The sequence below is a fragment of the Betaproteobacteria bacterium genome (genome assembly GCA_009693245.1).
Classification (GTDB): Bacteria; Pseudomonadota; Gammaproteobacteria; order Burkholderiales; family SHXO01; genus SHXO01.
Genome location: SHXO01000057.1, coordinates 1 through 22,003 on the forward strand (window position 1 = coordinate 1; position 22,003 = coordinate 22,003).

The window sequence follows — 22,003 nt, forward strand, 5'->3', positions numbered from 1 at the left end:
CAGACCCGCAGGCAGGCCATGGATGAGGTGATTGACTGGATGACTTTCTACAACCACCGCAGATTGCATTCAACCTTAGGGTGTGTCAGTCCCATGCAGTTTGAACAAAACTGGCACGCGGCACAGTTCAAAAAGGCCGCATAATCGGGCTGCTAAGATGTACGTCAAACAGGGGCAAGTTCACCAAGAGGCTAAGGGTGGGAAGCGCGCGCGATGTTTAGGGCCTGAAGATCGGCCGCGGTGTCCACATCCTGCAGGACGCCTGGGTCCGAGACCTCGATCCGCAGAACATCTTCCGCGCTCGCCTGAATGAGTGACCGGGCACCGGCATCACCTGTAAGCTGCCGCAACCGAGATTGGAGGTGGCGCGGAAATCCCACCGGATGCCCGCGCCTACCCTCATATTCCGGTAAGACGATTCTTTGCTGGCTACCCAACTCTCTTGCGATGATCTCTATGGTGCGAGGGTGAATGGCAGGCATATCGCCCAGGGCGACCACCCACCCTTGCGCGTCTTGGGTACTTGCAACGGCACTGGCCAAGCTGTGTCCCATGCCCAGCCGCGCATCCTTGCTTGAGATGACTTGAACGTCTTCGGCGCGTAGCACTTCGGCGAGTTCCTCGTCACCTTCGCGCACAACCGCGACGACCCGCTTCATTGCGGACTTTAGGTTACGCAGTGACCTCACCCCCACCGGAACGCCGTCTGGAAGCGGCTGCAACAACTTACGTCCGCCAAACCGTGTGCCCGCACCGGCGGCGAGTAGAATCCCCACGATTACGCCAACCGATGCTGGCGGGACACCATGGCTAAAGGGCTGGTCGCGGATTGTTATGGCCTACGGCCCGGCGCGGCGGGAACTGCCTCGGAAGATAAAGGCGGCGACGGTTCCCGCGACTAGGATCAGGGGCACCATTAACACAATGCCCACCGAGGCGAGAATCACGCCCCCCACGGCGGCGGAGAGGATAAAACCTAGTATGGGAACCACGATGAATAGCATGACCGCCAACACCCCAAGCACCACGATCAGGCCGAAGGCGGACACAAGTAAACGCGGGAACTGGTTGCCGATGTCGCGAGATTGAAGCGTGGTCAGTCGAAGCTGGTGCATGGAATACCTTTCGGGGGCCTGGACGCTGCGTGAAAACGCAGGGGACCTCATGCAGGCACAATGCCATGGAGGCCACCATCCCGGCATCCTAAAGCCTCACGGGGGGACTTGCAATGCCTGGGTTGCGTGCTTCGGGGGCATTGCGCGGCGGCTTAAAGTTTTTGGGCGATCTTCGTGCTTAATGCGGCTGGCGGATTCGTCGCGAAGAAACGCTTGATGCCCTCCATGATCGCCGCCGCCATTTGGATTTGATAGCTCTGCGTGCGTAACCGGCGCTCCTCGCGCGGATTGGTGATGAAGGCGGTTTCCACCAGGATGGAAGGGATATCGGGCGCCTTGAGGACGGCAAAGCCCGCTTGCTCGACGTGTTGTTTGTGAAGGGTGTTTACTCCACCTAGCTCGTGCAACACGGCACGCGCGAGTTTCAGGCTGTCGTTCAGGGTGGCGGTCTGGGATAGATCGAAAAGGACTTGCTTCACGCGCGCGTCGGCCACGTCCAAATCGATCCCGCCGATGAGATCGGCCTGATTCTCCCGCTTCGCAAGCCATCGTGCGGCGGCCGAAGTGGCTCCCTTCTCCGACAATGCAAACACCGAGGAGCCACGTGCATGGGGCTTCACAAAAGCGTCCGCGTGAACCGACACGAATAGGTCGGCGCGCAGGCGGCGCGCGCGGTGCACCCGTTCCCCAAGCGCGATGAAATAGTCATCGTCCCGGATGAGCACCGCACGCATATTTGGCTGCTCGTCGATTTTGGTTTTCAATTGGCGGGCAATGGCGAGCGTGACATCTTTTTCGTAGGTGCCTAATTGGCCCTTGGCACCTGGATCTTCGCCCCCATGGCCCGCATCGATGGCAATGGTGACGAGGCGCGGGAGTTTTATATCCTTCTTGCGTTTTCCCCGCGGTGGATTGGGGGCAGGGTCCTCGCGGGAAGGAGCCACTTCCGGTGCGGTGGGAGAAGGCGGGCGGTCCAACTCACCGAGGAGCGCGGCCAGAGGGTCGGCAGGCTGCGCGGGGCGAAGGTCAATGACCAAGCGGTAACGATAATCGCCCGCGGGTTCGATAACGAATGCCTTGGCGTTCACCTCTTGCTTCAAGTCGAATACGATGCGCGTGACGTGAGGTTTATACCGACCCAAGCGGACTTGGGAGATGTATGGGTCTTGCGTTCCCACCATGGAGGAGAGGCTGGACAAAACCTGGCTCAACGCGACATCGCTCAGATCGGCGACCACCCGGGGTGGCTCGGCCACGGTGCCTAACTCGAAGGTAATGGCGCGATCCAGTTCAATGGTGACCCGGGTGTATTCGCGCGCGGGCCACACCCGGGTTGCAATGACCTCGGCGGCGCTTGCGAATACGGGGACAAGGCATAGCACGAGCAGCACCCACAGGACGAACAAGCCTCGTACCGCGCCTGGGGAGACATGCCGCCGCGAAGCTCCGCGTCTTAGCGTTTCAAAGTGGCGGCGATGGATGGCTGCTGAAGGAGGGACAGCCCAGCCGCTGTCGGTGTGTTCATGGTAACGAGCCGCCCGCTGGGTGCATGTTCGAGGTGCATCAGTAGATCCGGTGGGGGCAAGCTGGGCCCAGCATTTTCGGGCCATTCCACCAAACAGATACTGTCCGAGCCGAATATTTCGCGAAATCCTGCGTCGTCCCATTCTTCCCAATGACTCAGTCTATAGAAATCAAAGTGATGCAAGTGTAATCTAGAAAGCTCGTAAAGTTCAACCAGGGTGTACGTGGGACTCTTGACCGGGCCCTCGTGACCCAGCGCCCGCAAGAGGCCCCGTACCAAGGTGGTCTTACCCGCGCCGAGATCCCCGCGGAGGTAGATCTTGGTTCCCCGGCCCAATGCGGGGGCGAGATTGGCTCCCAGGCGCAAAGTATCCGCTTCCGTGTGCAACATTATCTGGGTTATCACCCTAGCGCTTGGGACGATCTACAACGATGACGCGCGGACGCCAATAGAAGGGATGATGCCACGAGAGGCTCCGACTGTAGGCGGACTTCGTATCGCAAACGGCTGGCGTAGGCATTTAAAAGGTAGTCGAGCACTTCGTCTGGCACACCTTGGTCCTTGAGCTTCGCGAACTGGGATCCGGTGAAATCCAGTTGAATGCGGTGCTGCTCCAGGCTCGCGATGATGGCACTGGGGGAGGCGCCACCTTGGCTCATCTTTACAACGTCGCCAAGAGTCATGAGTGGAAGCGGAGCCAAGGATTGGCATCCGCTTCCTGCCACCAAGGAAACCAGCAAGAGCAGCCGCGCGGCCGCCCGTCCTTGGGCATTCGCGAATACGCCGCGAGGCGCGCCTCCAGCGGCAAATGGAAAGCCAAGCCCCTTAGGCGGGCACGTCTGGGACAAGCTGTTGTTCGAGGAGGGTGATTTGGTCTTTGAGAAGCAGTTTTCGGCGTTTTAAGCGGCGCAACTGAAGATCATCTTGTACGGGGTTATTGGCGAGCCGGTCTATGACCTCGTCCAAGTCCCGGTGTTCTATCCTGAGTGTGGCGATCTGGTCTTTCACTACCATCATTTCTGCCTCCGTGAGCTCTGTCATAAGATAACTCCTCCCGAGGCGGGGCAAGACAACCCCGTCGGAAATATGTTACTCCTAGCATGGTGGAGGACGGCAAGAACTTTTTCGCGGGGGTTGGCAATCCCTTGTCGCGAAAGGGCGGAAGATGAGGCTGGTTTAGACGATGCCTTTGTAGCGCCGGTAATAACTCATGACCTTAGGCACATAGAGCATGGTTTCGCGGTAGGGCGGAACCCTTCTCCCATGCTTCATGACCTTGCCCTCGCCGGCATTGTAGGCGGCTACCGCGAGTTGCATGTCATTGCCGAACATGAGGAGCAAATCCTTGAGATAGGCGGCGCCGCCCACGATGTTCTGGGCTGGGTCGAAGGAGTTGCGCACGCCGTAGCGTTTGGCGGTTTCGGGCATGAGTTGCATGAGGCCCCGCGCGCCTTTGGAAGAGCGCGCAAAGGGGTTGTAGGCCGATTCGGCGGAGATCACCGCGTGCAGCAACTCCGGTTCGAGGGAGAAGGTTTTTGCCGCCGCGAGAATGTGTTCGTGATACAGGATGCGTAGCCTTTCCGGGATTCGCTTGTAGCGCACCGATTCCAAGGTAGCCCGAAGCGCCGAGGGTTCCTTCTTGGTGGCAATATAGATTTTGTACCGGCTATCCGGAGGGGTATCCGTCAGGTGCATCACCCCGTTCTCGTCGTAATAGCGGTAAATGTCCGCGCGGGCTCCGGACGCGGCCATCCATACCGCGATGAGTCCTATCGCAAAGGCGCAACTTTTTCTCATGACCGTAGACATCGGCAAAAAGTCCTTCCTCTTTACGGGGAACGTACGAACAATCAAGCGCCTGTTATTAAGTGTGAATTTGCGCGACTCTCAAATCCCTGTCCCAAGGTAGCAATTGGCGATCCCATCCTGGGTGCTAACATCGGCGGGCGCGGGGAAATACCGCCTAGCGCTTCGGTTCAATTTACCGCCGGTCAAATCACACCCCAAAAAAAGGAGAAGCATGAAACCCCTTCGCTGGATCTCAATGGTGCTCGCCGCCCAGTTCTCGCACACCGCCCTGGCGCAAAGCTGGTCACCCCCTTCGCCTGAGCAACGCTGCCCCTCAAAGTGGGGCGCCAGCGACGAGCGCGGTGCCGCCAATCACATGAATCCCGCCGCCGTCTTGCGGGCAAGCAAGTTAATCAAGACGGGCGAGGTGATCGAGCTGGGCCGTGTGCTGTCTTCAGACATGCCCTTGTTCGGAACGCGGCGTTTTGAAATCCATACCAAGCGCACGGGCCCCTTGATGGGAAGCAATAAACGCATGGGCAACGAAGAAATGGTGGTGACCGAACTGGGCCAAGTGGGCACGCAACTCGACATGTTCTCCCACCAAGGTATCGACGGGATGCTTTATAACTGCGTCAAGTCCGACGACGTGGCCACCCGCAATGGCTTTACCAAGCTGGGCGTGGAGAAAATCGGCATGCTCTATACGCGCGGGGTCTTGATTGACGTGGCGGCGGCCAAGGGCACCGAAGCGCTGGAGGCGGGCTATGAGATCACCGTGGCGGATCTGCAGGCCGCTCTGTCGCGCGCAGGCCTCAAGCTCGAAGCCGGTGATGCGGTCCTCATCCATTCAGGCTGGAGCAAGTATTGGGGAGCCGATAACGCCAAATACAACGGCAACCCTCCGGGTATCGGTGCGCCCGCCGCGGAATGGCTCGCAAAACAAGATGTGATGTTGTTTGGAGCCGATACTTACGGCGTGGAGGTGGCACCGAATCCCGACAAGAACATCAGCCTGCCAGTGCACCAGATCGCGTTGGTGATCAACGGCATTTTCTTGCTGGAAAACATGAAGCTCGACGAACTGGCGGCGAAGAAAGTCTACGAGTTCGCGTTCGTGGTGCAGCCTCTGAAGATGAAGGGCGGCACTGGATCTACGGTGGCGCCGGTGGCTATTCGGTAGTTCGGATCAGATTCTGGGTTTGGTGATCGCCTGCGTCACCGTGGCGGAGGCGATCAGCCCCATGCCATCCTCCACGCCGTGCGCTTCGCAACGTACAAAAGCCACGGTGGCGCCCCGCCGGATGACCTCGGCGCGCAGCCCGATGCTCGATCAGAGTGGTGCCGCGCGAATAATACTGGCATGCAAATCGATGGTGCTGGCTTGCTCACCGTCCTCCAGCATGGGCAATACCGCGAAGTAGGCCGATGTGTCCATGTACCCGTATAGCAGGCCAGGGTGGAGCATTCCGGAGGGCGTGATGGCGTTTTCTTGCACGGTGAAACGGCACCATGCCCTTCCTGGTTCCTGAAACACCAATTCGAGACCCGCGAAGCGGTGGAATGGGTGGTTGAGTAACCAGTCGGTTTGGCGCTGAAACCGGTCTACGGAACTCGTGGTGGCCATGTTCAACCCGCTATGGTGACGCCGCCGTCGGCGACGATGGTTTGCCCGGTGATAAAGGCTCCTGCCTTGGACGCTAGAAACACGGCAATGGCACCGATGTCCTCGGGTTCGCCAATGCGCCCTAGGGGAGTCGTCTCCAATACTTTTTCCAAGTAGGCGGGATTGTCCCACAGCGCCTTGGCGAAATCCGTTTTCACCAATCCCGGTGCAATGCAGTTGACGCGAACGTTGTGCTTTCCCCATTCCACCGCCAGATTGCGCGCGAGCTGCATGTCCGCGGCCTTGGAGACGCAGTACGCCCCAAGTACCGGGCTGCCTTTGAGCCCGCCGATGGAGGACACGATGATGAGCGCTCCGTCGCGCCGCTCCGCCATCTCCGGGAGCACCATGTTGGCGAGCCAGAGGTTGCTCACGATATTGTTCTGGAGAATCTTGTTGAAGGCATCGTCGGGGAGCGCCGCCATGGGCCCGTAATATGGATTGGACGCGGCGTTGCACACCATGATGTCAATTTGTCCCCAGTGTTTGCGTGTTTCTCGCACCAAGGTTTCCAACTGTGCCCGGTCGCCGATGTTGGCCGCGATCGAGAGGGCTTGTCCGCCTTTTGCACGGATGGCGGCTACCACCTCTTCACAGGCAGCGGCCTTGCGGCTAGATACGACGACTTTGGCCCCCGCATCCGCGAGATGTTCCGCGATGGACCGCCCAATGCCCCGGCTCGAACCGGTAACAATGGCGACCTTGCCGTCCAGCCGGAATGCGCGCATGTCTAACCCAAAGCGCGTTTGAGTATGGTGATGCCTTCGTCGATCTCGCCACGCGTGAGATTGAGGGCGGGCATGAAGCGCAATGTCGCGGGCCTTGGAGAGTTGATCAGGAGCCCCAGATCGCGCGCCCTCGACACCACGTCCGAACCGATGTCGCGGCCTAGTTCCAGAGCCAGAAGCAATCCGCGTCCTCGCACACTTCCCAGGCCGAGCGCCGCGGAGAGTTGTTTCAATTGCTCGGTGAAGTAATTGCCGAGGGCGGTGGTTTCCTTCAAAAACTGCGCCTTGCCCACCTCGTTCAGGACTGCCGAGCCTACTGCCGCCATCAAGGGATTTCCGCAATAAGTGCCACCCTGGTCACCGTGTTCGAAGCACGCAGCCTGCTCTGTCGCCAGCAGCGCCGCCAGCGGGACGCCGCCGCCGATGCCCTTGCCCAGTGTCATGATGTCCGGTTCGATACCGCTATGCTCATAAGCGTAGAGTTTTCCCGTGCGCCCGAAACCCGTTTGAATTTCATCGGCGATGAGCAGCAAACCGCGCTCTTGGGTGAGCGTGCGCAACTCCCGCATGAAGTCGTCGGTCGCGGGGAGCACGCCGGCCTCGCCTTGAACCGGCTCCAGCATGACGGCCACCGTCTTGTCCGTGATCAGGGATTTGACCGAGCTGATATCGTTCAGAATGGCCTTGGGAAACCCTGGCACCTTCGGCTCAAACAGTACTTCGAAGGCTTTCTTCCCCGATGCCGACATGGTGGCCAAGGTACGCCCGTGAAAGGAGCCCTCGAGGGTGATGATCTCGTAGGCACCCTTGCGAAATTTGGCGCCGAATTTTCGCGCGAGCTTGATGGCACCTTCATTGGCTTCGGCGCCACTGCTGGCGAAGAACACGCGGTCGAAACAACTCGATTCCGTGAGCGCGGTGGCCAAGCGCGCGGCGGCATCGTTGTAGTAGGCCGGGCTCGGGTTAATGAGCGTCGCGGCCTGCTGGCTGATCGCATCGGTAATCACCTTGGGTGAATGACCGAGACAATTGACCGCCCAGCCTTGCACGTAATCCAGATAGCGGCGTCCCTCGTGGTCCCACAGATAGGACCCGGCCCCGCGCACGAACACCTGGGGCGGCCGGGCGGTGATTTCCATGAGGGATTGCAATTCGCACTCGTTCATCGTTGGCTCCAAGGCGTGGGCGGATTCGTTCCGGCCGATTCTAGTCCGCCCCGTACCGGTGAGGAAAGGCTAATACTTGATGGAGCACCCGTACGCAGGCGCTGCCGCCACGCCGATGGGGCGCCCGGCCAGGCTGTCCTCCAAGGCGAAAGCCACGAAGTTCTTGGCGGTTTTAACGTCGTCCTGCCGGAAGGAAGCCTTGTCGTCGATAGCGCCGGCGTAAATCACCTTTCCGCTTGGCTCGATGACCCACATATGCGTGGTGGCGGTGGCGCCGAACATCTTGCCTACCTTTCCATCGCCATCGAGCATGAGCGCGGCGGAGTACAGCTTCCAGCTTTTCGCGATCTCGCGGGAGCGGGCCGGATCGCGGTAATTGCTGGAATTCGGATTGGTGGAGTTGATAGTGAGCCACACCACGCCTTGGCCACCAAATTTCTTCTGCAGCGATTGCATGTTGCCGCTTTCGTAGTGCTTCTGCACAAAGGGGCACTCGGAGTTGAACCATTCCAGTACCACGTACTTGCCATTATAAGCGGAGAGTTTTTGCGGCTTGCCGTTGATGTCCGTGAGGGCGAAATCGGGAGCCATTTGCCCGGGGGAAACATTGGCGTTCGCCAATCCGCAGGCGGCTAGAAGAAAGATCAGGAAAAGGCAAGAGCGTTTCATCGGTTACTCATTGGTGGGGGTGAGCTTATTCACTTTGCGTACTTTAACCGGCAATTGCGAGAGAGCGTCCAGAACAATGCCTTGGGTAAGAATCTCGGGCAAGAGTTTTGGTTCGCCCTGGCCGGGAGTGTATAGCGCGTAGACCGGTACGCCGTTGCGCCCGAGTTTTTCTAGCGCGAGGGTGATCGCGGGGTCTTTTTTGGTCCAATCGGCTCGTAGGTGCAGGACTTCGAATTGCGCGAAGCCACGCGCGACCGCTTCCCGGTGTAGGACGAATTGCTTGTTTACCTGGCAGCTCACGCACCACGCGGCGGTGAAATCGACGAAAACTGGTTGCCCCGCGGAAAGCGCGGAATGCACCGCGATCTCGGACCACGGCAGCCACTCATTGCCTGGGGCGCGCGCGGGGTCCGTGCTCCATGGCCACGCGATGGCCCCCGCCAGGAAGAGCAAGGCTGTACCTATCATGGTTCGAAGCCACCCTCTTATGCCTGGCCGCCCTTGTATCCACATTGCGCAAGCAAGCACCACGAGGGCGAGCAAGAGCTTCGCCGCGCCGTCCATGCCTATTTGCCGCCCCAGCACCCACACTAACCACACCACGGTGGCGTAGAGCGGGAAGGCGAGAAACTGTTTGAGCGTTTCCATCCAGGGCCCCGGTCGCGGCAGCCTTTTCAAAATGCCTGGAAAGAAACACAGTAGCCCGTAGGGCAACGCCATTCCGAGGGCAATGGCGGCAAAAACCGCAAGGGCCCGCGGCGCCGGTTGCGTGATCGCATACCCGAGAGCCGCGCCCATGAAAGGTGCCGTGCATGGCGTGGCCACCAAGGTGGCGATCAAACCGGAAGCCACGGCGTCCAGCCGCTCATTGCGCAAGCGCAGGCCGCCCGCGAGCGATTGCGCACGCCCCCCAAGGTGGAAGACTCCGCTCAAGTTCAAGCCCAGAACGAAAAATAACAGCGCCAATGCCGTCACCACGGCGGGCGATTGCAGTTGAAAGCCCCAGCCCAAGGCCGCGCCCTGGGCCCTGAGAGCTAGCAATACAGCGGCGATAGCCAAGAAAGAGACCAGCACGCCTCCCGTGAAAAGTACGGCATGTTCCTTGAGCTTCCAGGACTGGCCGTGAGCGCGTGCCATCACGCCGAGAATCTTGATGGCTAGAACGGGAAACACGCAAGGCATGAGGTTGAGTATCAAACCTCCGGCGAAGGCGAGTGCCGCGGCCGCCACGAAGGTCATGTCCGTGCTTGATGCGGGTGCTGCCGTGGATGCGCTAACGGGAATATCGATCGACGCACTTCGCGCCGTGCCGAAATGAGGCTCCGCGACGAGCAAGCCTGTGAGACTCGCCAGCACCACGTCCGTGCCTTTCAAGACCAGCTTGTAGCTTGTCCCCGCTCGTTCGAACACCTGCTCGAAGGAATCCTCGATGTCCCCTTCCCGGTCTGGAATGAATGAGAGTTTCGTTAAACCCACGCCGGTACCGTCCGCGGGACTCAAGGTGACGGATACTTCCGTCCCCCGCTGGATGGCTTGGGCTAACCATCCGGACAAGGGCTGGGGCAAGTTTCGCCGAGTATCGTTGAACAGGGAGACCACCTTGTCGCGGGGGGTGGGGCGCGAGCCCGCGGACAAGGCGAGCGTGAGCTTGGCGCTGGCGGGAATGCAGATCTCCTTGCACACCAGCCAGTCCGCCTGCGCGTTCAAGGTCGCGGTGCCGCCCGCGAGGGACCGCGGCAGCGTCAACGTGCTCATGAGCAATACCGTGTCGTCGTAGCCATAGCTGGTGACGGGGCCCGAATCTATGCGATGCGGTGCCGGCCATTGCAATGGACCCGCCGTGAAACCCTCCGGCAACGACCACGACAGGCTTGTCGGCATACCGGAATCTCCGGGGTTTTTCCAGTACACATGCCAACCCGGATCAAGCTTTAGATGCAACCCGGCCGTGACCTCCTGCCCCGCGGGGGTTTCGCGATGGTCCGCGAGTAGACGGGCGCTGGAGTGCGGCTGTGACACCCATTCGCCCACGTTGGCGTTTGCCCCCAACGCCCACGTCATCATTGCGAGATAAGTTAGAAGTCGCACTTCGGTTCCAAGGCGGGGTGAATGATAAGGGAACGCTCTCCAATAATGCGCGCACCACACTAGATGAGACTAAGCAGCACATTGGCCTCGAAGTGTAACGGATGCGCTTCCCGCTGCTGCTTAGGGATCCGGGTAAGGGATCAGATTGGTTTGAACAAGATTGGATAGGACCGTATAGCGGCGCCCGAATACATCCACCCGGGAGGTGATCCAGTTCACCCTGAATGTGGCGGCTGCCACGCGCTCGGGAGAAGGCCCATACCGGGGGCAATGACCCGAGTCATTCATTCGGCAATCCACGGTCTGTCCAAGTAACCAATGATTCTGTGTGGGGACCGTCGAAAGGACCACGCCGAAGGGTAGTCCGGCAAAAAAGGCGTTGTACGCCATTTCCACGACGGGGTGGGGCCAAGCGTGAATGCAATCCGCCTTTAACTCCATGGGGGCGCCCTTTGAGCGCAACGCCAGCCCCGTTGCGCCGGCTAACCCGGCTAGTTGAAGAAAGCGCCGGCGTGAGATCTTGTTCAACGAACCTCAGCGCGCTTTTAGGCGCCCGCGCAGAAGCACATAGAAAACCGGTGTCAGGAACAAACCGAAGAAAGTGACGCCTAGCATGCCGGAGAATACGGCAACCCCCATGGCGCGGCGCATCTCGGCGCCAGCCCCCGTGGTGACCACCAAGGGGAATACGCCCATGATGAAAGCAAAGGACGTCATCAGAATGGGACGCAGCCGAATGCGAGCGGCTTCGCGCGCGGCCGCTTGGGAGGCGGCCGTGACTTGGCATCCCGAGGAAGGCGAAGCCGACGCGGACGCGGACGTTCAAATCGGGCGCATCAAGGCCGTGGTGAACACGGCGCAAGACGCCGTGAAAGCCCGGGCAGGAGAGGCGGACGTGACCACCATGGGAACCAAGGTCCTGACCTTCAACGTGAAGGTGAGGTCGGAAGTCGCCGCATTCCGCAAGGCCTTGCAAGAAGTGCCCATGAAACTCATGCTGGGCCGGGACGATAACAACCGCTTCGTGCTGACGATCGATCTATTTCACGAATAACCTCAGTCACGAATAACCTCGGCCAAGAATAAATTCAGGGCGTCACTTTGATTTGCTTTACCAGATCCAAGGAGTAGGCCTTCTTGTAATCCACGCTGGGCTTCACCAGTCCCGCGTTCACCATGAAATCGAACGTCTGCTTCCAGCGCGCATCGCTCATGGTGAGTATTCCCAGCTTTTTCGCGTCGCCTCCCGCCACTAAACCATAGTCCTTGATACGCGCCACGCCGAAAGCGAGCAGCGCGTCCTCCATTTCAGGATTGGCCTTCTTGATGAGCCGGTTACCCGGCGCGGGATTCGAGAGGTAACTCTTGTAGCCCTCCGCCGTGGCTTGTAGGAACTGCTTGATGGCCGCGGGCTTGTCCTTCAGGGTTTTCTCCAACACCACGATGGTCTGGGCATAGGGCGGATAGCCTTCGTCAGCCAGCAAGAACACGACGGGTTTCACCCCGGCCTTTTCGATGGAGTAAGGCTCCGAGGTGGCATAGCCTTGCTGCACGACATTCTTGTCCACGAGGAAAGGTTGTACGCTGAAGGCGTAGGGACGTTTTTGCTCGTCCGTGTAGCCGTACTTGCTCTTGGCCCAGGGCCAGAAAGTGGTTTCGCTCGCTTGTCCGATCAGAAGCGTGCGGCTTTTCAGATCGCGCAATGAATTGGCCGGCGGGTGCGCGATCAGCACGACGGGGTCCTTCTGAAAGGTGGCGCCCACGGTGACGAGTGGCAGCCCTTGTTCGATCGCCTTGATGACTTGTAGATCGTAGCCCATCGCCGCGTCCACTTGGCCCGCGAGCAACAATTGCAGGACGTTGATCTGCGGCCCGCCCATGCGCACCTCGACCTCCAAGCCGTGGCGCTTGTAGGTGCCCTCGGCAACGGCCTGGTAAAAGCCGCCGTGTTCGGCCTGGGCCAGCCAGTTCGTGAGGAAGACGAATTTCGCGGATTCTCCGTGCGCAAATCCTGTTATTCCCGCGCACACCAGCGCACCTATGCGTACGAGCCAACGAATCATGCCGAGTGGTTTCATAAGCGTTCCTTTCCCTGTAGGTTTTTATCGTTCAATCTCGCTCTCGTGCCAGTGCGCCAGCGCCCATCTGGACAACGCCGACACCGCGAGAAAAAGTACAACACCGGCCAGCGTGATGAGCGCTAGCGCGGCGAACAGTCTCGGAATATTGAGTTGCAGACCGGAAATCAAAATTTGGTAGGCCAAACCCGAGGAGGTACCTCCAGTGCCAGCGACGAATTCGGCGACCACGGCTCCGATCAACGCGAGCCCGCTCGATACTCTAAGGCCTGCGAAGAAATAAGGCAAAGCGCTGGGAACGCGCAAGCGTACCAGCGTTTGCCAGCGGCTCGCGCCATAAAGCTGAAACAGGTCGAGCAGACCCGTGTCCACGCTGCGCAATCCCAGGGTGGTGTTGGAAAGGATGGGGAACAAGGCCACGAGGGTGGCGCACACCACCAGGGCGAGAAACGGATCTTTCACCCAGATGATGATGAGCGGCGCCACGGCCACGATGGGCGTGACTTGCAGCAGCACCGCGTAAGGAAAAAAGCTCGCTTCGATCCAGCGGCTTTGGACAAACAAGAAGGCGCAAGTGACGCCAAGCAGTACCGCGCACAGGAGCGCCACCGCCGCGATTTGCAAAGTGATCCAGAGGGAGCGGGCCAGCAGGCCCCAATCCGCGATCAAGGTCTTCCACACCACCCATGGCGATGGCACGAGGTAGACGGGGATGTCCATGATGACAACCCACGCGTGCCAGGCGGCGAGCACGCAAAGTCCCACGGCGATGGGCGCCAGATAGCGTGTCTTCAACCCATCTCCGTCGCGGGCGCCTTGGCGAGAAGCGCGCTCAAGCGCCGGGCATGTTGGGCGAATTGTTGGGTGACGCGAAAATCCTCGTTTCGCACAACCGAGCTTTCTATGTGCTCTTCCCCGGTAATGCGGCCAGGGCGCGCGGACACCACCACCACCCGGTTGGACAAGAACACCGCCTCGTAAATGCTGTGCGTGACGAAGAGGACCGTGAGGTTTTGGCGCCGCCACAGATTGCGCAGATCCATGTCTAGCCGGTGGCGGGTGATTTCATCGAGCGCCGCGAAGGGTTCGTCCATGAGCAGCAGAGCAGGCTCGGTGACCAGCGCCCGGGCGATGGACACGCGCATTTGCATTCCTCCGGACAGTTCGCGCGGGTAGGCGTGGCGGAAATCGAGCAATCCCACTTGGCCGAGAGCGTGCCCGGCACGGTCCTCCGTGTCCCCAAGGCCCGCCAGCTCCAAGGGAAGCCGGACATTGCGCTCCACGTTTGCCCAGGGCATCAAGGTGGCGCTTTGAAACACAAACGCGACGCGATGACGGCCCAAGGATTCGTTCAGGAGAATCTGCCCGCCAGAGGGTTGGGTGAGCTTCGCGATAATCCGCAAAAGCGTGCTCTTGCCGCAGCCCGATGGGCCTAGGAGTGTCGTGAACTCCCCGCTTTCTATCGCGAGATCAACGCCCGCCAAAGCGTGCACGCCATTGGGAAAACGTTTTTCGACCTGGCGCAGTTCTATGTAAGCCGGCATCTGGGTTAATTCAGCAGCGGGACCACTTCCTCGCTAAACCGGCGCGGTGTCTTGGCCCCCACAATGCGGACACGTAGTACGCCGCCGCGGTCCATGACGAAAGCGGTCGGCGTGGGGTAGCGCCTACCGAAGCCGTTGGACTCCAGTTCATGCACCATGGTGGCACGCAGATTATAGATGCCGGTCATGCGTTCCACCCGGTGGCAGTCCTCTGGGCTATCCACTCCCAACACGATCACTTCGAGTCCCTTCGCGAGGTATTGCTCTTGGAAAGTCTCAAGGTTGCCGATTTCGTAAGCGCAAAACTTACAGTAGCTGGAGTAGTAGTTCACCAGGACCACATTGCCGCGCATGGCGGCGAGATCGAAGGGCTCACCATTGAAGAACCGGCCGTTGAGCGCGGGCGCGGGCTGGTCCAACTCCGGCACGGCCCGCGCTGGAGTTGCGACCAGTAGCCCTGGTACCGCGAGGAGGAACTCCCGGCGTTGCACGATGCTATACGTCCCTATGCTTCCTATGCGTGCCTATGCGTCCGCGCTGGCGATCCACGTAACCCCAGGCAAGCACACGCGGCCCTTCACGGTGGAGGCGGCCGCGGCGGCACGAGCCACTTCGGCGGCGAGCTTGGCTTGCTCGTTCGCGGGAACTTTCGCGAGAAGTGTCGTCAGAGGGCCAGCGATATCGCGCAACATGGTGAAGTACTCCTCGCCCGTTGCCGCGTCCGCCCCCTGCACGGAGAAGGCTTCGATCTGAATATTGCGCAACCCCGCGTTGTGCATCACCGAGCGAATGCGTTCCGGGTCCGCGAAGGCGAAAATTCCGGTGGCGCCCGGTGCCGGTTGCGGCACGTCCACATAGTTCTTGATGATGGATAGGGGAATGGCGGCCCAAGGATTCTTCTCTGGCGCGGCCCAGCAGGTGAGCACGATCTTGCCATCGTCTTGAAGGGCGGAGCGGGCAGCGCTCAGGCAACGTTCCGGTTCGGGCATGAACATCAAGCCCCAGCGCATGGTGCACGCGTTGAAAATGTTGCCGGGTACTTGCAGGGTTTCGCCATCGGCCACCTGAAAATCGACGTTGGAGAGCCCAAGCTCCTTCACGCGTGCTTGGGCGTAGTTCACCATCTCTTCGGAAAAGTCCACGCCCCACACCCGGCCCAGGCGCCCCACCTTATACGATGCCGAGATTCCAGGTTCACCCGCGCCACAGGCGATATCGAGCAAGCGTTGCCCAGAGCGAAGATTGGCCAATTCGAACATGCGTTCGCTCACGGGATTAAACAGCTTGGCAAGCGCGGGCGCATGCTTGGCCCAACCGGGCGCGACTGTGTTCCAGCTGGCCAATTCGCGAGCTTTGATGGCGTTAGTGTCCATGTCTTATTCCTAATTTACGTTGGAGGATGATAGGGAACCGCGTGCGATCAGTGCTTGAAACGCGCGGTAGGTCGATGCGATGCCCTCCGGCAGCGGCACGCTGCCGTAGTTTCCCAGATGCTTACGTACTGGTTCGTCCGAGAGACTCATGGGGAAGGGCAGTGCCTCACCCGATACACTGATATTCGCTTGCGGTGCGATGGCTCTCACTATCGCCATGGAATCTTCCACCGTGGTGGCCACGCCGTTGATATCGAAGACTGGCGCCCCCGTGAGATCCTTCGACACGGCCCGAATAAACGCGCTGGCCACCTCTCCCGCGTGCAGCCAGGATACCGGCCCGCGAAACGGCACTGTGTAAGGTCTATTGGCAGCGGCGGCCAGCACGGCCACCGTGGTCTTGGAGGTGAGCCCTTGATCGCGCCCGACGCCATATACCACGCCCGGCCTCAGCCCCACGCTCCCCACGCCCCAATCTTGCGCGTAGACGATGGCGGTCTGTTCGTTGCAATGCTTGTATGCGCCGTAGAGAGTGGGGAGCGTGCCGTGCCCTTCCATGGCGCCGTGGGCCGCGATGGAACTGGCGTAGGCGATGCGCTTGATGCCGAGTTTGCGCGCGGTTTCGAACACATTGACGGTGCCCACCACGTTGACTATCGCCCCGGCGATAGGGTCTGCCTTGCAAAACGGTACTTGCAGCGCCGCCAGATGCACGATGGCGCAAGGGCGCACCTTTTCCACCGTGGCAAGAACGGCCCCGTAGTCGCCTATATCCCCCGTGTGCCACGGAATGCCCTTCAACTCCTGCTCCGAGAGCAGCAACGCGGGGCGGCGCGTATCCACGCTTAGATCCATGGCGGCCACCGGCACGTGGGCGCGGGTGAGGATGGTGAGGGCCCAACTGCCGATGCATCCGCCAGCCCCGGTGACCAGCACGGGACCGGAAAAATCTTCTTTTCGAACGGGGAAGTACTTGAGTAAATCCATCGCTTAACGCTCCATGGGAAGGTTCGGGTCTTGCGCCCACTCGCCCAGGGAGGCGTCGTAGACCTGTACATTTTCCTTGCCGAACATGGCGAGAACAAGCGCCACGCTGGTCGCGGCGATGCCGCCGCCGCAATAGGTCATCACCCGCGGGCTTGCCAGGGCAGGGGAGAACATCGCGCGTAATTCCCCGGCGCTTTTATAGCAATTGTCCGCGCCTACGTGATTCACCGTCGCGATGTTAATGCTGCCGCTGATGTGTCCCAGACGGCCATAATTCGTGCCGCCGGTGCCGTGGTGTTGCTCGGGACGAAGGGCGTTGACGGTGCAGATGCCGGTGTCGCCCACGGCTTCCAGCATTTCTTGCTTACCCACCACATGTCCGGGCTGGTAGGCAGCCATGAACCGGGCCGCGGGGCACGGCTTCGCTGGGCCGTTTTCCACCGAACGGCCTTCGCGCTGCCACTTCTGGAATCCTCCGTTTAGTACCGCGGCGCGATCATGGCCAAATACCCGTAGCATCCACCACAGCCGTGTGGCCCACCAGTGGTTGGCGGTGGAGTAAGTCACCACTAATGAATCGTTGCTTATGCCTAGGCGCCCCATGGCCTCGCCGAACTGGGCGGCGTTGGGCAACATGAAATGCAGGTTCGAGGAGTGGTCGCTCAGATCGCGCTCGATATCGGCGAACTGGGCGCCCGGGATGTGGGCGCGTTCGAAGTCATCGCGCCCAGGCTTGGGGTCGTAGAGCACATTGTTGGGCCTCGGAATAAGGTGAGTGGTCATATCGATGGCCACGACCTTGGGGTCGGCCAAATGCCGGGCCAGCCAATCCGTTTCCACCAGATACTCCGGATGGACGTAGGCCTGCGTCATGACTCCTCCCCTGTGGTTTGAGGCGATGGTATCACGCACTTGGGGCTCGGCAGTGGCTTACAATCCGGCGGCCAAAACACCCAGGAGACGCTTCGCCATGGCTACCGATGCCGCCGGTTTCGAGCAGCGCTACAACCCTCGTATAGCCGTACCCGAATTCGCCCAATTCTTCGCGCGCTGGGAAGAGCGCTCCGCCCAGGCGAGGGCGGAAATGGACGCTTACCTCGATGTGGCCTATGGGCCGCACCCCATGGAAAAGCTGGATGTTTTTCGGGCCGAGGGGCGCAGTCAAGCGTTGCTGATGTTCATCCACGGCGGCTATTGGCGCGCTTTGGACAAGAAGCAGCACAGCTTCGTGGCGCGCGAGTTTGTCCGGCGAGGCATCACGGTCGCGTTGATTAACTACGCTCTATGCCCAAGCGTGAAGGTGGAAGATATCGTGCTGCAAACCTTGCAAGCCACGGCGTGGCTGCACCGAAACGCAGGCAACTTCGGTGCGCCGGCGGGCAAGTTGTTCGTGGCGGGGCATTCCGCGGGCGGTCACCTCGCCGCCATGACCCTGGCGGCCCAGTGGCCCAAGTTCGCGCCGGATCTGCCCAAGAAGGTCGTGCAAGGCGCGCTGTCCATCAGCGGGGTGTTCGACGTTGGCGCGATCATTGACGTGCCGAGCGTGAACTGCGATGTGCGGCTGGACGCGGCGCAAGCGAGCTACGTGAGCCCCGCCAATTTTCCTCCCGCCACCGATGCGCCGTTCTATATCGCCGTGGGAGGCGCCGAACAAGCCGGGTTCCAGGAGCAGCACGCTTTGATCAAGGAGAAATGGAGGAAAGTCATCGCGGCTGGCATCGATTGCCCTGGATGCAATCACTTTAGCGTCTTGGAGCGTTTCGCGGATTCCGAAAGCAACCTGTTTCAGGCGGCCATGAAGATGATGCATGGGTAGTCTGGATATAATGCCAGTATGGCTAACCGACCTACCACACCTGCCAAGGGACGAGGTGCGTCCCTCAACCTTGAGGGACGCTTCGAGACCGTGCGGCGCGAAGTCTTCGACGATGACTGGGACACCGATGCCGGCGAGGTAAAGCCCAAGACGCAGGTGGCCGAGGAGCGCGCACGCAGCATCATCAGCCGCAACAGCTCCCCCGACGTGCCCTTTGAGCAGTCCATCAACCCTTACCGCGGCTGCGAGCACGGTTGTATTTACTGTTACGCCCGGCCCACCCACGCCTATCTGGATCTCTCGCCGGGGCTTGATTTCGAAACCCGGCTTTTCGCCAAGACCAATGCCGCGCAATTGCTAAGGGAGGAATTGGCCCGCCCAGGGTACCGGTGCAGCCCCATCGCGTTGGGTGCGAATACCGATCCCTACCAACCCATCGAACGCGAGTACGGCATTACACGAGAGATCTTGCAAGTCCTCGCGGAATTCGAGCACCCGCTGACCATCGTGACGAAAAATGCCATGGTGGAGCGTGATCTCGATGTCCTCGTAACCTTGGCCGAGAAGAATCTCGTGCAGGTATGGATTTCATGCACGACCCTGGATCACGCCATCGCGCGCAAGATGGAACCCAGGGCCTCGGCCCCCCGGCGTCGTATCGAGACCCTTCGTAAACTGAGCGAGGCAGCGGTTCCCTGCGGCGTCTTGGTGGCTCCGGTCGTGCCATTCCTCACTGACTCTGGGATTGAAGACGTCTTGTCGGCCGCGGCGCAAGCCGGTGCGAAATCCGCGGGCTACGTACTCATGAGATTGCCCTACGAGATCAAGGTACTTTTCAAGGACTGGCTGGAGCATCACTTCCCCCTGAAGGCCCAACATGTCATGAGCCGGGTGCGTGCCATGCGCGCTGGTAACGAGAATGATCCCAATTTTGGGTCTCGCATGCGCGGGCAAGGCTTGTTCGCGGATCTGCTGAAAGCCCGTATGGATAACGCTTGCCGGCGATTAGGTTTGAACCGCGAGCGAGCGGCGCTCGACACAACGAAGTTTCGGCCGCTGGCCCGGGATGGCCAGATGAACCTGTTCTGAGCCGTTAGACTCGTATATCCCGACACTCGTCATATCCCGCCCTCGAAGTCTGGTTTATCGCGCTGTATGATTTCTACAACACGACGGTCTACTAAAATCACTATAGAACTCATGCAAATGAAGAGGCTTTCTAAAGAACTTCGGGGATATCTTCTTTAGGCTAGGGGGTTTAATTGCAGCATGACGATTGTTTGTTTAACAAAGCGGGGTGTATAGTCATTTCAGGGAGGGTGTTGACGAGGAGCGGGATGCCTGTATGTACATGGCATGGGCCGTATTCTCAGGGCCCAGGAATGGACCATGATTCCTATGAACATAGTTGATGGGCGTAACATCCGAGACCTAATGCTGGTGTGCTGGGCGCTGTTGGGCGCCGGTGCCGTGCAGGCGCAGACCGGTTCTTCACCTGTTGCCTTGGACAAGCAGTTTGAAACCCTTCGGCCCGACAGCAGCTTTCGCGAATGGCGGCGCGCCTACCGAGAGCCCGAGGTGTTCGCCGAATCGGGCAATACCTACGCCGCAGAAGCGGACCCGGTCCGCAACCGGGAGGTGACGGCTGGCTTTTACAAGCCCTTGTCCGAGAGTTTGTCTTCCTTGTTCGAGGCGAGCTACTTGCCCCGTAATACCGGCATACCCGAATGGTCCGTGCTTGGCCAAGTGGGCGCGATGTTGGGTTCAGGTTGGGGCCTACAGGCGGGTCTGCGTCATAGCGAGCAGGGATTGCTAGGTCTGGAAGGCCGCGGTCCCGAAGCGCAACTCGGCATGCTCACGCTGGAAAAAGTCTGGGGCAGCTATCGAAGCCGTTACACCGTCTACACAAGCCGCAAGGGCGATGGCACCACCACCAGTGGCCACCGCGTTGCGCTGAATTACATATACGGCGGAAATAGCTCCGTGGGCTTGGCCTACGACCGCGCTTGGAACGTGCAAAATCCCCTGTTCCTTCCCATTGGGGGCCGGGCGGCGAGCAGCAACGTCGGTGTGACGGGCGAACATTGGTTGAACCGGGCTTGGTCCGTGAATTACGATGCCTTGTTCCAGCAAGGTGCCGCCACCCAAGGTTTGAAGCCCGAGTTGCGCGCGGGACTCAAGCTCGCCTTTTAGGGCGGAGCAGGCGAGGGTTTTGCCTCATGTGATTCCCGCCGGTGTATCAAAACTCCGGTTTATCAGGGAATCCCATGTCCTCATCGAAGCCCGCTCCTGAAGCCAAGGGGAGCGAAATCTCTTTTACCGCCGATTCTTCCCTTCGGTGGAGAACCCTATGGGCAAGCATCGAGGCCCTGACGGGACAACCGCCTCAAGTCTACGTGGGCCATGCCGTGGAGGACCTTCTTCACGCCGAGGACCGCGACTATTCGGTGCAAACCCTTCAAGCTGTGCTCAAGGGGGAGCTCTATTCCTGCCGCCTACCGGTACGCCTAAGTCATGGCGGCGAGAGGTCCATTTGGGTGCAGCTGTTTGCCTGTCCAGGTTTCGGTACGAATGGCGTTATCGATGGCCTAACCGGGCCCCTGACGGACGTGACCGACCGGCGCAAGGGCATGCGCGCCTTGCGCGAAAGCGAGGCGCGCTTTCGTGCCATCAGCGAGGCCTCTCCCCTGGGCGTGTGTGTCACGGATCCGCGCGGCAATAGCGTGTTCAGCAACTCGGTGCTTCAATCCCTGGCGGACTTTAGCCCAGAAAAGCAAGCGGGCTTCAGCCAAGGCCTGACTATCGCTCCTGACGATCGCGCCCGCGTGTTGGCGGGTATGCAGGAGGCCATCGACAACAAGGGACCCTTTCAGTCCGAACATCGCTATGTCCATCGCGATGGGACCGTCCTATGGTGCCGCTTGCACGCGGCCCCCATTCTGGATGCCGGCCTGCTCCTGGGCTACGTACACGTCGCCGAAGACGTCACTGCGGAGAGGTTAGGCGGCGAGGCGTTGCACCGAAGCCAGGAGCGCCTGCACCTAGCGCTGGATGGTTCAGGCGTGGCCCTCATGGATTGGGATTTGAGGACAGGTGAAATATTTCTGAGCGAGCACTGGGCGCGATTTCGCGGACTTGCTCCCGGCCAGAACGTGACCTCCTTGGAAGGTTTTCTAGCGTTGATACATGAGGAAGACCAGGCCCAAGTTCAATTAGCCATCAAGGAAACCTTGAGCGGCCAGCGGCCCTATCTACGCTGCGAGTACCGAATCCTCGCGCATAACGGTGAATGGAAGTGGATCGAGGCGCAAGCGCGCGTGGTGGAGCGTTCCGAACGCGCGGATTCCTTGCGCTTGCGGGGACGAACGCGGACATCACGGAGCGTAAGGATTTCGAGCGCCGGCAGGCCGAGTTCGTCGCGACCGTGAGCCATGAGTTACGCTCGCCACTGACGTCAATC

At 60.1% G+C, this 22,003-nt stretch carries 27 protein-coding genes and 1 pseudogene; 7 read left to right on the plus strand and 21 right to left on the minus strand.

Features of this window, described 5'->3' with window-relative positions:
• The coding region (locus EXR36_10340) for an IS3 family transposase (protein MSQ60016.1) at positions 1-144 on the plus strand (144 nt) is incomplete at its 5' end.
• A gap of 47 nt (positions 145-191) precedes the next feature.
• Here the strand turns inward: EXR36_10340 and EXR36_10345 are convergent.
• From EXR36_10345 to EXR36_10375, 7 genes are all read right to left on the minus strand, one after another.
• On the minus strand, positions 192-779 hold the full coding sequence (locus tag EXR36_10345; GenBank protein MSQ60017.1) for a nucleotidyltransferase family protein: 588 nt from the start codon (positions 777-779) through the stop codon (positions 192-194).
• 60 nt (positions 780-839) lie between these two features.
• Positions 840-1,115, minus strand: coding sequence for a hypothetical protein (locus EXR36_10350; protein MSQ60018.1), 276 nt, complete (start codon positions 1,113-1,115; stop codon positions 840-842).
• Between the two features lie 152 nt (positions 1,116-1,267).
• Positions 1,268-2,596 carry an N-acetylmuramoyl-L-alanine amidase gene (locus EXR36_10355; protein ID MSQ60019.1) on the minus strand — a complete coding sequence of 443 codons (1,329 nt, stop codon included), beginning with the start codon at positions 2,594-2,596 and terminating at the stop codon, positions 1,268-1,270.
• The gene (gene tsaE / locus EXR36_10360) at positions 2,569-3,030 is read right to left on the minus strand and encodes a tRNA (adenosine(37)-N6)-threonylcarbamoyltransferase complex ATPase subunit type 1 TsaE (protein ID MSQ60020.1); all 462 of its coding nucleotides are present in this window, start codon (positions 3,028-3,030) and stop codon (positions 2,569-2,571) included. Before tsaE ends, EXR36_10355 begins: the two co-directional genes overlap by 28 nt.
• An 11-nt stretch (positions 3,031-3,041) precedes the next feature.
• Positions 3,042-3,299 carry a hypothetical protein gene (locus tag EXR36_10365; GenBank protein ID MSQ60021.1) on the minus strand — a complete coding sequence of 86 codons (258 nt, stop codon included), beginning with the start codon at positions 3,297-3,299 and terminating at the stop codon, positions 3,042-3,044.
• 166 nt (positions 3,300-3,465) lie between these two features.
• A complete protein-coding gene (locus EXR36_10370; protein ID MSQ60022.1) occupies positions 3,466-3,657 on the minus strand; it encodes a DUF465 domain-containing protein in 192 nt (63 codons plus the stop codon).
• Between the two features lie 159 nt (positions 3,658-3,816).
• Positions 3,817-4,449: a DUF4124 domain-containing protein gene (locus EXR36_10375; protein ID MSQ60023.1), complete on the minus strand. Its 633-nt coding sequence runs from the start codon at positions 4,447-4,449 to the stop codon at positions 3,817-3,819.
• A 211-nt stretch (positions 4,450-4,660) separates the two neighbouring features.
• Between EXR36_10375 and EXR36_10380 the strand changes: the two genes are divergently transcribed.
• Positions 4,661-5,611, plus strand: coding sequence for a cyclase family protein (locus EXR36_10380; GenBank protein MSQ60024.1), 951 nt, complete (start codon positions 4,661-4,663; stop codon positions 5,609-5,611).
• A 150-nt stretch (positions 5,612-5,761) separates the two neighbouring features.
• On the opposite strand, the gene EXR36_10385 is transcribed toward EXR36_10380, so the two are convergent.
• The 7 genes and pseudogenes from EXR36_10385 to EXR36_10415 form a co-directional block, all read right to left on the minus strand.
• A complete protein-coding gene (locus EXR36_10385; protein ID MSQ60025.1) occupies positions 5,762-6,055 on the minus strand; it encodes a PaaI family thioesterase in 294 nt (97 codons plus the stop codon).
• 2 nt (positions 6,056-6,057) lie between these two features.
• A complete protein-coding gene (locus EXR36_10390) occupies positions 6,058-6,822 on the minus strand; it encodes an SDR family oxidoreductase (GenBank protein MSQ60026.1) in 765 nt (254 codons plus the stop codon).
• 2 nt (positions 6,823-6,824) lie between these two features.
• On the minus strand, positions 6,825-7,988 hold the full coding sequence (locus EXR36_10395) for an acetylornithine transaminase (GenBank protein MSQ60027.1): 1,164 nt from the start codon (positions 7,986-7,988) through the stop codon (positions 6,825-6,827).
• Positions 7,989-8,057: 69 nt separating this feature from the next.
• Complete coding sequence (locus EXR36_10400) at positions 8,058-8,657, minus strand: thioredoxin family protein (protein ID MSQ60028.1); 600 nt, start codon at positions 8,655-8,657, stop codon at positions 8,058-8,060.
• Between the two features lie 3 nt (positions 8,658-8,660).
• Positions 8,661-10,745 carry a hypothetical protein gene (locus EXR36_10405; protein MSQ60029.1) on the minus strand — a complete coding sequence of 695 codons (2,085 nt, stop codon included), beginning with the start codon at positions 10,743-10,745 and terminating at the stop codon, positions 8,661-8,663.
• Between the two features lie 120 nt (positions 10,746-10,865).
• Positions 10,866-11,273 (minus strand): twin-arginine translocation signal domain-containing protein, encoded by a 408-nt coding sequence (locus tag EXR36_10410; protein MSQ60030.1) that lies wholly within the window; start codon positions 11,271-11,273, stop codon positions 10,866-10,868.
• Between the two features lie 6 nt (positions 11,274-11,279).
• A pseudogene (locus EXR36_10415) lies at positions 11,280-11,495 on the minus strand (hypothetical protein).
• Between EXR36_10415 and EXR36_10420 the strand changes: the two are divergent.
• Complete coding sequence (locus EXR36_10420; protein ID MSQ60031.1) at positions 11,440-11,799, plus strand: hypothetical protein; 360 nt, start codon at positions 11,440-11,442, stop codon at positions 11,797-11,799. The pseudogene EXR36_10415 and the gene EXR36_10420 overlap by 56 nt on opposite strands.
• A 34-nt stretch (positions 11,800-11,833) precedes the next feature.
• On the opposite strand, the gene EXR36_10425 is transcribed toward EXR36_10420, so the two are convergent.
• From EXR36_10425 to EXR36_10455, 7 genes are all read right to left on the minus strand, one after another.
• Positions 11,834-12,823 carry an ABC transporter substrate-binding protein gene (locus EXR36_10425; protein MSQ60032.1) on the minus strand — a complete coding sequence of 330 codons (990 nt, stop codon included), beginning with the start codon at positions 12,821-12,823 and terminating at the stop codon, positions 11,834-11,836.
• A 24-nt stretch (positions 12,824-12,847) separates the two neighbouring features.
• On the minus strand, positions 12,848-13,543 hold the full coding sequence (locus EXR36_10430) for an ABC transporter permease (protein MSQ60033.1): 696 nt from the start codon (positions 13,541-13,543) through the stop codon (positions 12,848-12,850).
• A 71-nt stretch (positions 13,544-13,614) separates the two neighbouring features.
• Positions 13,615-14,367 carry an ABC transporter ATP-binding protein gene (locus EXR36_10435; GenBank protein ID MSQ60034.1) on the minus strand — a complete coding sequence of 251 codons (753 nt, stop codon included), beginning with the start codon at positions 14,365-14,367 and terminating at the stop codon, positions 13,615-13,617.
• Between the two features lie 5 nt (positions 14,368-14,372).
• Positions 14,373-14,885, minus strand: a complete 513-nt coding sequence (locus tag EXR36_10440; protein ID MSQ60035.1) for a TlpA family protein disulfide reductase — start codon at positions 14,883-14,885, stop codon at positions 14,373-14,375.
• 6 nt (positions 14,886-14,891) lie between these two features.
• Positions 14,892-15,740, minus strand: a complete 849-nt coding sequence (locus EXR36_10445; GenBank protein ID MSQ60036.1) for a methyltransferase domain-containing protein — start codon at positions 15,738-15,740, stop codon at positions 14,892-14,894.
• Between the two features lie 9 nt (positions 15,741-15,749).
• Positions 15,750-16,727: an SDR family oxidoreductase gene (locus EXR36_10450; GenBank protein MSQ60037.1), complete on the minus strand. Its 978-nt coding sequence runs from the start codon at positions 16,725-16,727 to the stop codon at positions 15,750-15,752.
• 3 nt (positions 16,728-16,730) lie between these two features.
• Positions 16,731-17,600 (minus strand): sulfurtransferase, encoded by an 870-nt coding sequence (locus tag EXR36_10455; protein MSQ60038.1) that lies wholly within the window; start codon positions 17,598-17,600, stop codon positions 16,731-16,733.
• Here EXR36_10455 and EXR36_10460 point away from each other — a divergent pair.
• The 4 genes from EXR36_10460 to EXR36_10475 all read left to right on the plus strand — a co-directional run bounded on the left by EXR36_10460 (position 17,599) and on the right by EXR36_10475 (position 21,971).
• A complete protein-coding gene (locus tag EXR36_10460) occupies positions 17,599-18,543 on the plus strand; it encodes an alpha/beta hydrolase (protein MSQ60039.1) in 945 nt (314 codons plus the stop codon). The two genes, EXR36_10455 and EXR36_10460, sit on opposite strands and share 2 nt — an antisense overlap.
• 18 nt (positions 18,544-18,561) lie before the next feature.
• Positions 18,562-19,632 carry a PA0069 family radical SAM protein gene (locus EXR36_10465; GenBank protein ID MSQ60040.1) on the plus strand — a complete coding sequence of 357 codons (1,071 nt, stop codon included), beginning with the start codon at positions 18,562-18,564 and terminating at the stop codon, positions 19,630-19,632.
• 309 nt (positions 19,633-19,941) lie between these two features.
• Positions 19,942-20,736, plus strand: coding sequence for a hypothetical protein (locus tag EXR36_10470; protein ID MSQ60041.1), 795 nt, complete (start codon positions 19,942-19,944; stop codon positions 20,734-20,736).
• A gap of 74 nt (positions 20,737-20,810) precedes the next feature.
• Positions 20,811-21,971, plus strand: coding sequence for a PAS domain S-box protein (locus EXR36_10475; GenBank protein ID MSQ60042.1), 1,161 nt, complete (start codon positions 20,811-20,813; stop codon positions 21,969-21,971).
• Positions 21,972-22,003 lie beyond the last annotated feature (32 nt).

Excerpts from the sequence above, each read along its gene's own strand:
- EXR36_10400 (MSQ60028.1), bottom strand. The coding sequence starts at position 8,657 with ATGAAACGCTCTTGCCTTTTCCTGATCTTTCTTCTAGCCGCCTGCGGA.
- EXR36_10430 (MSQ60033.1), bottom strand. The coding sequence starts at position 13,543 with ATGGACATCCCCGTCTACCTCGTGCCATCGCCATGGGTGGTGTGGAAG.
- EXR36_10350 (MSQ60018.1), bottom strand. The coding sequence starts at position 1,115 with ATGCACCAGCTTCGACTGACCACGCTTCAATCTCGCGACATCGGCAAC.
- EXR36_10435 (MSQ60034.1), bottom strand. The coding sequence starts at position 14,367 with ATGCCGGCTTACATAGAACTGCGCCAGGTCGAAAAACGTTTTCCCAAT.
- EXR36_10380 (MSQ60024.1), top strand. The coding sequence starts at position 4,661 with ATGAAACCCCTTCGCTGGATCTCAATGGTGCTCGCCGCCCAGTTCTCG.
- EXR36_10420 (MSQ60031.1), top strand. The coding sequence starts at position 11,440 with ATGATGAAAGCAAAGGACGTCATCAGAATGGGACGCAGCCGAATGCGA.
- EXR36_10475 (MSQ60042.1), top strand. The coding sequence starts at position 20,811 with ATGTCCTCATCGAAGCCCGCTCCTGAAGCCAAGGGGAGCGAAATCTCT.
- EXR36_10445 (MSQ60036.1), bottom strand. The coding sequence starts at position 15,740 with ATGGACACTAACGCCATCAAAGCTCGCGAATTGGCCAGCTGGAACACA.
- EXR36_10365 (MSQ60021.1), bottom strand. The coding sequence starts at position 3,299 with ATGAGCCAAGGTGGCGCCTCCCCCAGTGCCATCATCGCGAGCCTGGAG.
- EXR36_10470 (MSQ60041.1), top strand. The coding sequence starts at position 19,942 with ATGAACATAGTTGATGGGCGTAACATCCGAGACCTAATGCTGGTGTGC.
- EXR36_10455 (MSQ60038.1), bottom strand. The coding sequence starts at position 17,600 with ATGACGCAGGCCTACGTCCATCCGGAGTATCTGGTGGAAACGGATTGG.
- EXR36_10460 (MSQ60039.1), top strand. The coding sequence starts at position 17,599 with ATGACTCCTCCCCTGTGGTTTGAGGCGATGGTATCACGCACTTGGGGC.
- EXR36_10375 (MSQ60023.1), bottom strand. The coding sequence starts at position 4,449 with ATGTCTACGGTCATGAGAAAAAGTTGCGCCTTTGCGATAGGACTCATC.
- EXR36_10390 (MSQ60026.1), bottom strand. The coding sequence starts at position 6,822 with ATGCGCGCATTCCGGCTGGACGGCAAGGTCGCCATTGTTACCGGTTCG.
- EXR36_10465 (MSQ60040.1), top strand. The coding sequence starts at position 18,562 with ATGGCTAACCGACCTACCACACCTGCCAAGGGACGAGGTGCGTCCCTC.
- EXR36_10450 (MSQ60037.1), bottom strand. The coding sequence starts at position 16,727 with ATGGATTTACTCAAGTACTTCCCCGTTCGAAAAGAAGATTTTTCCGGT.
- EXR36_10395 (MSQ60027.1), bottom strand. The coding sequence starts at position 7,988 with ATGAACGAGTGCGAATTGCAATCCCTCATGGAAATCACCGCCCGGCCG.
- EXR36_10385 (MSQ60025.1), bottom strand. The coding sequence starts at position 6,055 with ATGGCCACCACGAGTTCCGTAGACCGGTTTCAGCGCCAAACCGACTGG.
- tsaE (MSQ60020.1), bottom strand. The coding sequence starts at position 3,030 with ATGTTGCACACGGAAGCGGATACTTTGCGCCTGGGAGCCAATCTCGCC.
- EXR36_10370 (MSQ60022.1), bottom strand. The coding sequence starts at position 3,657 with ATGATGGTAGTGAAAGACCAGATCGCCACACTCAGGATAGAACACCGG.
- EXR36_10425 (MSQ60032.1), bottom strand. The coding sequence starts at position 12,823 with ATGAAACCACTCGGCATGATTCGTTGGCTCGTACGCATAGGTGCGCTG.